The following is an 8,435-nucleotide window of genomic DNA, read 5'->3' as shown; positions in this document are numbered from 1 at the left end:
AGCCAGGGCGCCGGCGTCCCGGGCCGGGCGGGCGCCGCTGCCGTCGGCGGGGATCAGGCGCAGCCGGGGGCCGCAGCCGGGGCAGGCCACGGGCTGGGCGTGGAAGCGCCGGTCGGCGGGGTCGGCGTACTCGCGGGCGCAGGCGGGGCACATCGGGAAGCCGGCCATGGTCGTGACCGCGCGGTCGTACGGCATGGCGGTGGCGATGGTGAAGCGGGGGCCGCAGTGGGTGCAGGTGATGAAGGGGTGGCGGTGGCGGCGGTCGGCGGGGGCGGCCAGTTCGCGCAGGCAGTCGGCGCAGGTCGCGGTGTCGGGCGGGAGCTGGGTGCGGCCGGGGGCGTGGTCGGTGGGGCGGATGGTGAACGGGTCGGTGGCGCCGGTGGCGGGGAGGTCCTCGGAGCCGATGCCGGTGACGGCGGCGAGCGGGGGCGGCTGCCGGGCCAGCCGGTCGCAGAACCGGTCGACGCCGTCCGGCGGGCCCTCGACCTCGATCAGCACGCCGCTCGCGGTGTTGCTCACGAAGCCGGCCAGTGTCAGGTCGGCGGCCAGGCGGTGCACGTACGGCCGGAACCCCACGCCCTGCACCGTGCCGCGCACGGTGAGCCGGCGGCGCACCGGGCCGGTGACAGGGGCGGTCATGAGGCCGTGGTGGTGGCCGGGTGCGGATGCGCGGGGTGGTCGTGGGCCGCTTCCCCGGCGGTCTCGTGCACCGCGTGGTCGTGGTCGTGGCTGTGGGGGCGGGGCGCGAGGGGAGGGTCGTGCGGCGCGGCGCCTACGCGGGCGGCCAGCGCGCGTTCCAGGAGGGTGTCGACGCCGTCGCCGGTGCGGGCGCAGGACCGTACGATCTCCACCCCGGGGTTGACCCGGTGCACGTTCGTCCGGAAGGCGTCCTCGTCGAAGCCGGCCGCCTCGGCCAGGTCCGTCTTGGTGACCACGACCAGGTGGGCGGAGCCGAAGGCGGTGGGGTACTTCAGCGGCTTGTCCTCGCCCTCGGTGACCGCCATCAGCACGATCCGCAGGGTCTCGCCGAGGTCGTAGGAGGCCGGGCAGACGAGGTTGCCGACGTTCTCCACGAACAGCACCGCGGTGTCCGCGGGCAGCCAGCCCTCCAGGCGGGTACGCACCTGGCGGGCCTCCAGGTGACAGAGTCCGTCGGTGAGCACCTGCTGCACCGGCGCGCCCGAGCGGGCCAGGCGGCGGGCGTCGTTCTCGGTGGCCAGGTCGGCGGTCAGCGCGGCCACCGGGGTTCCTCGCTCGACGGCGTGGGCCAGTACGCGGCCGAGCAGTTCGGTCTTGCCGCTGCCGGGGCTGGACAGCAGGTTCACCAGGGTCACGCCCTGCCGGGCCAGGTCGCCGCGCAGGGTGGTGGCCAGGTCGTCGTTCCTGGCGAGGACGGCCTGCTTGACGTCGGCGGACCGGCACATGACGCTGCTCCTCGAAGTGGGCTCAGGGGCGGGGGAGGGAGGAAGGGAGGGAGGGAGGGACGCGGGTCTCTCACCGATCTTCGGCCGCGCCGGCCACAAGGTGCGGCAGCCCTGCCGCGGGGGCCGGGGCGTTTTCCTCCGGGCGGACCAACGGCGGGGTGGCGGCGGGGTCGGCGAGCAGGACGGGGACCATCGTGTGCAGGGCCTCGACTGCGTGGGCCACGGCCTCGCGGACCGGGGCGCTGAGCCCGGGGATGATGTCCTCGTCGCCGCGGGGCCGCACCTGGGGTTCGCAGGCGAGCACGAGGACCCGCGGGAGCGGCCCGTCGCCCAGGTGCGCGGCCAGGGCCAGCACCTTGGCCGGGTCCATGCCGTGGGCCTCGGGCGGGGCGGCGGCACCGCTGGTGGCGTCTGGGAGTTCGGGTTCGATCATGGACAGGGCGCCGGGCTCGTGGCCGCGCGGTGCCGCGTCGACCAGGACGGCCGTGTCGTATCCGTCGAGGAGTTCGTAGGCGAGGTCCAGGCCGCGGATGCCGAAGTCCCGTACCCGCACCCCGGCCGGCAGCGGGCGGGCGTCGAGGGCCTGGATCACCTCCGGGCCGAAGGCGTCGTCCGCGAGGAAGATGTTGCCCACGCCCGCGACCAGCAGCCGGGGGCGGGGCGGGGGCGTCATCGGGTGTCCCCGGCGTGCGGGGCGCCGGCCGGGGCCAGGGGGCGGGCGCCGCCGCCGGGGACCTTGCGGACGAAGGCCGAGCGCAGCGCGTGGTAGGGGGCCGTGGGGTCGAAGAAGATGTCGTGCATCCGGGCCAGTTCGGCGCGACGGTACTCCGCGAGCGGCCGTACCGCCTCCTCGCGCTCGCGCGCCGCCGCCTTGGCCTCGATCCGCCGGCCCAGGCCGGGGTCGCCGGCGAGCTCGGCCGCCATGCGGTCGACCTCGGTGGTGAACTCCCCTGCCGGGCAGGGGACCAGACGGTCCACCAGGCCGAGTCCGTGGGCGGTGGCGGCGCTCACCGGCAGGGCCTCGGTGGTCAGCCGTTCGGCGGTGGCGGCGCCGGTGCGGCGCGGCAGGCTGTAGGTCCAGAACTCGGAGCCGTACAGGCCCATCCTGCGGTAGTGCGGGTTGAGGACGGCGCCGGTGCGGCACCACACCTCGTCGGCGGCGAGGGCGAGCATGACGCCGCCCGCGGCCGCGTTGCCGCCGAGCGCGGCGACGACCAGCCGGTCGGTGGTGTGCAGCACCGCCTCCACCAGGTCGTCGATGGCGCCCAGGTTGGTCCACGACTCGGCGGCGGGGTCGTCGGAGGCCTCGATGACGTTCAGGTGGATGCCGTTGGAGAAGAAGTCGCGGGTACCGCCGAGCACCAGGACCGGGGTGGGGCGGGTGAGCGCGTGACGGTAGGCGGCGAGCAGCCTGCGGCACTGGTCGGTGCTCATCGCGCCGCCGGGGAAGGAGAAGGTGACGAAGCCGACGTCGCCGCGCTGCCGGTAGCGGATGTCGGTCCAGGTGCGCCGCTCGGGGGGCAGTTCGAGCGGGGCGGGCACCTCCGGCAGCTCGGTCGGGCCGAGGACGGAGGCGGCCGGGCGTTTGAAGGGCGCGGGGTCGCCGGAGTTCTTGCGCGGCCTCAGCTCCGGGATCCACACGGCGCCGTCCCGGGTGGCGCGGCACACCGCTCCCGCCCGGGTGGCCAGCAGTTCGCCGGGGTGGCCGCGCAGTTCGTCCTCGGGATGGCCGCCGTGCAGGAAGAGCTCACGGCCGAGGAGTTCGTCGAGGACGCCCGGCTGGGAGTCCGCGCCGCGGAGCTTGCGCAGCACGGTGGCGGTGCTGTCGTTCTCCCAGTCGATACGGCGCTGCTCCTGGCGCAGGAAGTCGCGCCAGACGACGCGGGTCGAAGGGTCGTTCTGCGGCTGCGGTTTGAAGGAGCCGTCCGCGTAGCGCCGTACGGCGAGCAGTACGGCGGCCACGGCGGCGTCGGAGGCCTCGTTGCGGTACAGGTCGCTCTTGCCGACCGGGGCCGTGGGGAACGGCATGGCCGCCCAGATGTCGCCGGCGTCCATCGCCGCCTCGGCCTGCAGGACCGTCACGCCCCAGTGCGGTGCCCGGTCGGCGATCGCCCAGTCCAGGGAGGAGGGGCCGCGGTCCCCCGGGGGTCCCGGGTGCACGATGAGGCAGGTGTGCTCCCGCCACACGTCCTCGGGCAGCGCCGTTCTGAGCATCGGCGCGACGACCAGTTCCGGGTTCGCCCCGGCGACCGCGGCACGGACCGCGTCGGGGCCGTGCGAGGCGAGCACGACGTCGACGTGGTGGCCGTGGTCCGACAGTTCGGCGTAGACGCGCTGGGACAGGCTGTTGAACGCGCTGGCAACGAGCAGGATGTCCATGACGCGGCATCGTGACCGGTTCCGGGGGTACCGGGAAGGGCTTTTGCGGCTTTTGCGGGGTTTTCGTCCATCCGCCTCAGGTCGCGTCCTCCGTCTGCATCAGGTCTCCTCCTCCATCCGGATCGCATTGCGCAGGTCCTCGAAGGCCGGGCTGCGGTCGTCCTTGTTCATCTCCACCAGCGCCCGGGCGATGGCGTCGAGCTTGCGCTGGACGGCGTGCTCGGCGCGCATCTCGGCGTTCTTCAGCAGGGCGAGCAGCAGCAACGTCACAGCGGTCATGGACTCGCCCGCCAGCAGCAGCAACTCGACGGGCAGCCGGGCCGCGTGGGCGGCGACGAAGAATCCGACGAGGACCAGGCAGATCAGGAAGAAGACGGGGGAGCTGGTGAAGTTGGAGGCGTACTCGGCGAACTGCTCGAACCGGCCGCGCCGGGGGCCGCCGCGGTGCACGGGACTCTTGAACGTCATGCGCGAGCCCTACCCCGGTCGGGGACTCCCGGCGCGCCGCTCCCTTACTTTCTGTTCATATGATGTAACAGTCTGCGCATGAGTTGTCAGCAGAACATCGACGGGGCCTCCGGCCGCCATCCACGCCGTCGCGCGCTGCGCGGGGCCCTGCTGGCCGTGGCGACCACCGCCGCTCTGGCCGGCGGACCGGCGGCGACCGCGGCCGCCGCTCTCGCTCCCGACTGGGATGCCATCGCCGCCTGCGAGTCCGGCGGCAACTGGAGGGCGAACACCGGCAACGGGTACTACGGCGGGCTGCAGTTCCGCCAGTCCAGCTGGATCGCCGCCGGCGGGCTGAAGTACGCGCCCCGGGCGGACAAGGCCACGCGGAAGCAGCAGATCGCCGTGGCCAAGCGGCTGGCCGCCCTGCAGGGCATGTCGGCCTGGGGCTGCGCCTGACCCGCCGGCCGTGTCGGGGACCGGTCAGCAGAGCACGGCGAGCGCGCCGGGCAGGACCCGGGCGGTGACGGGCAGGAGGGCCTCGACCTCGCCGTCGGCGCCGTAGGGCACGGGGCGGTCGGCCTCGATACGGATCTGTCTGCCCCGCAGGATCCGCACCTCGGGGCGGTCGACGTGCGCGCCGGACTTCAGTTCGTTCATCAGGGCGAAGAAGAGCCGGCGCGGCGCGTGACGGATCATCACCACGTCGAGCAGGCCGTCGTCGACGCGGGCGCCGGGGGCGATCATGCGTCCGGAGCCGTAGTAGGGCGAGTTGGCGGCCACCACGGTGTAGCCGCGGTGGGTGTGCTCCTCCCCGTCGACGGTGACGCGGTAGCCGGCCGCCCGCCAGGTCGCGACGGCCCGCAGTCCGCCGGCGTAGTAGGAGGCGGCGCCGCGCAGCAGCCTGGAGTGGTTGGCGTGCCGGTTGGCGAGCGCGTCGACGCCCGCGTACACGCTGCCGAGGACGACGGTGCGCGGGTGGACGGCCGACTCCACCTCGACGGTGTCGACCCGGCGCGGGGCGCCGTGCAGCAGGATCCGGGCCAACCCGGCCGGGTCGTCGGGCAGTTCGAGCGCGCGGGCGAAGTCGTTGCCGCGGCCGGCCGGGACGAGGCCGAAGAGGGTGCCGGTGCCGCTGAGGGCCCCGCCGATGCCGCCCGCGATGCCGTCGCCGCCCACGGCGAGGACGACGTGGCCCTGCTGCCCGGCGCGGCGGGCGAGGTCCCGGGCGTGGGCGAGGCTGCGGCTGTACTCGGTCTCCAGCTCGGCGCCGGCCTCCCTCAGCACCCTGGCCACCCGCAGCAGCGCCGCGGCCCCGGCGGATCCGCCCGCGGTGGGGTTGACGATGGCGGTGAACTGTCGCATCGGTGGGCCTCCGGGGCGGGACGCGGGTCGGTGGTGGGGCGGGTGTCAGTCGAGGGGCAGCAGGACGCCGGGGTTGAGCAGGCCGGCGGGGTCCAGGCGTCGTTTGACGGCCCGCAGGGCCTCGATGCCGAGCGGGCCGGCCTCCTGGACGTATCCGTCGCGGTGGTCGGTGCCCACGCCGTGATGGTGGCTGATGGTGCCGCCCGACGCGATGATCGCCTCGTTCGCGGCCCGCTTGGCGGGCGCCCAGTGTGCCACCGGGTCCTCTCCCTGGGCGCTGACCACGGTGAAGTACAGCGAGGCGCCGTTCTCGTAGACGTGCGAGATGTGGCACATCACCAGGGGCGGGGTGCCGGCCGCGGTGAGCGTGGCGGTGAGCGCCTCGCGGACGGCGGCGTACAGCTCGGGGACGCGGGACCAGAAGGCGGCGGTCTCCAGGGTCTCGGCGAACGCGCCCGCGTCCAGGAGGGAGTCGCGCAGGTAGGGCGCCGAGTAGCGGCCGTGGACCCAGCGCTCGCCGGGTTCCTCGCCGAGGTGGGTGCCGCCGCACTCGCGCAGGACGGCCGCGGCGCGCTGTCTGCGGTGGGCGACGTCCTCGACGGTGCCCTCGTAGCCCGCGATCGCCTGGCAGCCGGTGTCCTGCCGGGCACCCGGGGAGCCGATGGCGTCGGGCTGGGCGAGGCCGATCAGTGTCTCGGTCTCGTCGGACAGGCGCAGCACGGTCGGCCGTGGTCCGTCCTGGGCGAGCCGGCGCAGGGCCGCGGCGCCCTCCTCGAAGGAGGCGAACCGCCAGCCCTCGTAGAGGCGGGTCTGCGGCAGCGGGCGCAGACGCACGGTCACCGAGGTGATGACGCCGAAGGCCCCCTCGGAGCCGAGGACGAGCTGGCGCAGGTCCGGGCCGGCCGCCGAGCGCGGGGCGCGGCCGGCCTCCAGGGTGCCCTCGGGGGTGGCGAGGGTGAGGCCGAGCACCATCTCGTCGAAGCGGCCGTAGCCGGCGGAGGCCTGTCCGCTGGAGCGGGCGGCGGCGAATCCGCCGAGGGTGGCCCACTCGTAGGACTGGGGGAAGTGGCCGAGCGTGAAGCCGTGTCCGGCCAGCAGCGCCTCGGCCTCGGGGGCGCGCAGCCCGGGTTGCAGGGTGGCGGTGCGGGAGACCGAGTCGAGGGCGAGCAGCCGGTTCATACGGCGCAGGTCCAGGGCGACGAAGGGGCGCCGCCGCTCGGGGGCGAGGCCGCCGACGACGGAAGTGCCGCCGCCGAACGGGACGGCGGCCAGGTCGTGCGCGGCACAGGCGCGCAGTACGGCGAGTACGTCGTCGTGGTCCGCGGGGAGGACCACGGCCGCCGGGAGGTCGGTGACGTCGCCGCGCCGCATCCGCAGCAGGTCGGGGGTGGACTTGCCGCGGGTGTGGCGGATGCGGGACTCGGCGTCGGTGCGGACGTGTCCGTCGTCGCCGACGGCGTCGCGCAGGGCGCGGAGCGCGGCGTCGGTCAACGGCGGGGCGGGGACGGGGATGGCGTCCAGGGCGACCGGGCCGGTGGCGCGGGGCCTGACGCCGAGCAGGTCGCGCAGCAGGCCGGTCACCGTGTCGGGCAGTGGTGTGGCCCTGACCGGGTCGCCCCAGCCGCTCCACAGCATGTCCATGGTTGTTCCTCACCGGTCGTGTCGAAGGGTGCCGCGGCATCGCGCCGTGGCGTTACACTGTGACACATGACGCCTATTCGTCACAACAGTTCGACGGGCCCGGCGCGTACGGCCCGCCCGGACAGCGATCCCGTGCTCGACGCCGTGCGCGACTGCGTCCTGGCGGTCGGGGTCCGCCGTACGACCCTGACCGACGTGGCCCGGCGGGCGGGCGTGTCCCGGATGACGCTGTACCGGCGCTGGCCCGATGTGCGGTCCCTGGTCGGCGACCTGATGACCCGGGAGTGGATCGACGTGGCCGGCCGGGCGGTGCCCGAGCGGCGGCCCGGGGCGGACACGCGGACACTGCTCGTCGAGGGGCTGGTGGCCGGAGTGAGGGCGTTCCGCGCCCACCCGCTCTTCCGCAAGATCGTCGACGTGGACCCCGAGCTGCTGCTCCCCTATGTGCTGGACCGGCGCGGAGCCAGCCAGGAGGCCCTGCTCGAACTGCTCGCCGGCCTCCTGCGCGAGGGTCACGCCGACGGGTCGGTGCGCGCCGGACACACCGAACGGCAGGCCCGGTCCCTGCTGCTGGTCGTCCAGTCCTTCGCGCTGTCGCTGCGCACGATGACCGACGAGGAGGACCCCGGCCTGGACGGCGAGGCGCTCCTCACGGAACTGCGGACCATCCTGGAGAGGACCCTGACCCCATGAGCTCCGGCAACAGCCCCGCCGTCCCCGGCGGTACGGCCCCGGGCACCTCCCTCACCGCCGGGCGCCGCGCGCGCGAGCTGGCCCGGACCGTCGGCGGTGAGGCCGTGGACGTCCTGGTGGTCGGTCTCGGCGCGACCGGCGCCGGGGTCGCGCTGGACGCCGCGGCGCGCGGACTGAGCGTCGCCGCGATCGACGCCCACGACCTGGCCTTCGGCACCTCGCGCTGGAGCTCCAAGCTCGTCCACGGCGGGCTGCGCTACCTGGCGTCCGCGCAGCTCGACGTCGCGCACGAGAGCGCGGTGGAGCGTGGTGTGCTGATGGAGCGTACCGCCCCCCATCTGGTCGGCGCGCAGCCGTTCGTCCTGCCCCTCACCCCGCTGGTCCCGCGCGGTCAGGCCGCCCTGGCCTGGGCCGGCTTCCGCGCGGGCGACGGACTGCGGCGGGCGGCGCGCACCGCCCGCGCCACGCTGCCGGCGCCGCGCAGGC

10 protein-coding genes are annotated in these 8,435 nt (G+C 75.0%); 3 read left to right on the top strand and 7 right to left on the bottom strand.

Annotated features, from left to right (window positions below):
* The 5 genes from DEP02_RS24805 to DEP02_RS24785 all read right to left on the bottom strand — a co-directional run.
* A partial coding sequence (locus tag DEP02_RS24805) for an acylphosphatase (RefSeq protein ID WP_198668574.1) occupies positions 1 to 639 on the bottom strand: 639 nt, incomplete at its 3' end.
* Positions 636 to 1,424: a hydrogenase nickel incorporation protein HypB gene (gene hypB, locus DEP02_RS24800; protein ID WP_112469908.1), complete on the bottom strand. Its 789-nt coding sequence runs from the start codon at positions 1,422 to 1,424 to the stop codon at positions 636 to 638. The genes DEP02_RS24805 and hypB, both read right to left, overlap by 4 nt.
* Before the next feature lie 70 nt (positions 1,425 to 1,494).
* On the bottom strand, positions 1,495 to 2,097 hold the full coding sequence (locus DEP02_RS24795; protein WP_112469907.1) for a hydrogenase maturation protease: 603 nt from the start codon (positions 2,095 to 2,097) through the stop codon (positions 1,495 to 1,497).
* Complete coding sequence (locus DEP02_RS24790) at positions 2,094 to 3,803, bottom strand: enoyl-CoA hydratase-related protein (RefSeq protein WP_112469906.1); 1,710 nt, start codon at positions 3,801 to 3,803, stop codon at positions 2,094 to 2,096. The genes DEP02_RS24795 and DEP02_RS24790 overlap by 4 nt, the downstream gene beginning before the upstream one ends.
* Positions 3,804 to 3,902: 99 nt before the next feature.
* Complete coding sequence (locus tag DEP02_RS24785) at positions 3,903 to 4,271, bottom strand: hypothetical protein (protein WP_112469905.1); 369 nt, start codon at positions 4,269 to 4,271, stop codon at positions 3,903 to 3,905.
* Between the two features lie 78 nt (positions 4,272 to 4,349).
* On the opposite strand from DEP02_RS24785, the gene DEP02_RS24780 reads away from it, so the two are divergent.
* Positions 4,350 to 4,709, top strand: a complete 360-nt coding sequence (locus DEP02_RS24780; protein WP_112469904.1) for a transglycosylase family protein — start codon at positions 4,350 to 4,352, stop codon at positions 4,707 to 4,709.
* Between the two features lie 24 nt (positions 4,710 to 4,733).
* Here the strand turns inward: DEP02_RS24780 and DEP02_RS24775 are convergent, their stop codons facing one another.
* Both DEP02_RS24775 and DEP02_RS24770 read right to left on the bottom strand, forming a co-directional pair.
* Complete coding sequence (locus DEP02_RS24775) at positions 4,734 to 5,615, bottom strand: YegS/Rv2252/BmrU family lipid kinase (RefSeq protein WP_112469903.1); 882 nt, start codon at positions 5,613 to 5,615, stop codon at positions 4,734 to 4,736.
* A gap of 45 nt (positions 5,616 to 5,660) precedes the next feature.
* Positions 5,661 to 7,256 (bottom strand): FAD-binding oxidoreductase, encoded by a 1,596-nt coding sequence (locus tag DEP02_RS24770; protein WP_198668573.1) that lies wholly within the window; start codon positions 7,254 to 7,256, stop codon positions 5,661 to 5,663.
* A 66-nt stretch (positions 7,257 to 7,322) separates the two neighbouring features.
* Here DEP02_RS24770 and DEP02_RS24765 point away from each other — a divergent pair, with 66 nt between their 5' ends.
* Together DEP02_RS24765 and DEP02_RS24760 are read left to right on the top strand one after the other, a co-directional pair.
* The gene (locus tag DEP02_RS24765) at positions 7,323 to 7,949 is read left to right on the top strand and encodes a TetR/AcrR family transcriptional regulator (protein ID WP_112469902.1); all 627 of its coding nucleotides are present in this window, start codon (positions 7,323 to 7,325) and stop codon (positions 7,947 to 7,949) included.
* Positions 7,946 to 8,435: FAD-dependent oxidoreductase (locus DEP02_RS24760; protein ID WP_117434534.1), on the top strand; the 490-nt coding region annotated here is incomplete at its 3' end. The genes DEP02_RS24765 and DEP02_RS24760, both read left to right, overlap by 4 nt.

The sequence above is a fragment of the Streptomyces triticisoli genome, from assembly GCF_003270085.1.
GTDB lineage: Bacteria > Actinomycetota > Actinomycetes > Streptomycetales > Streptomycetaceae > Streptomyces > Streptomyces triticisoli.
The sequence above is the reverse complement of the archived record's forward strand: the minus strand, read 5'-3'. Positions and strand labels throughout refer to the sequence as shown.

Coding starts and splice junctions, on each gene's coding strand:
- DEP02_RS24785 (WP_112469905.1), bottom strand. CDS start 4,271: ATGACGTTCAAGAGTCCCGTGCACCGCGGCGGCCCCCGGCGCGGCCGG.
- DEP02_RS24795 (WP_112469907.1), bottom strand. CDS start 2,097: ATGACGCCCCCGCCCCGCCCCCGGCTGCTGGTCGCGGGCGTGGGCAAC.
- DEP02_RS24770 (WP_198668573.1), bottom strand. CDS start 7,256: ATGGACATGCTGTGGAGCGGCTGGGGCGACCCGGTCAGGGCCACACCA.
- hypB (WP_112469908.1), bottom strand. CDS start 1,424: ATGTGCCGGTCCGCCGACGTCAAGCAGGCCGTCCTCGCCAGGAACGAC.
- DEP02_RS24775 (WP_112469903.1), bottom strand. CDS start 5,615: ATGCGACAGTTCACCGCCATCGTCAACCCCACCGCGGGCGGATCCGCC.
- DEP02_RS24765 (WP_112469902.1), top strand. CDS start 7,323: ATGACGCCTATTCGTCACAACAGTTCGACGGGCCCGGCGCGTACGGCC.
- DEP02_RS24780 (WP_112469904.1), top strand. CDS start 4,350: ATGAGTTGTCAGCAGAACATCGACGGGGCCTCCGGCCGCCATCCACGC.
- DEP02_RS24790 (WP_112469906.1), bottom strand. CDS start 3,803: ATGGACATCCTGCTCGTTGCCAGCGCGTTCAACAGCCTGTCCCAGCGC.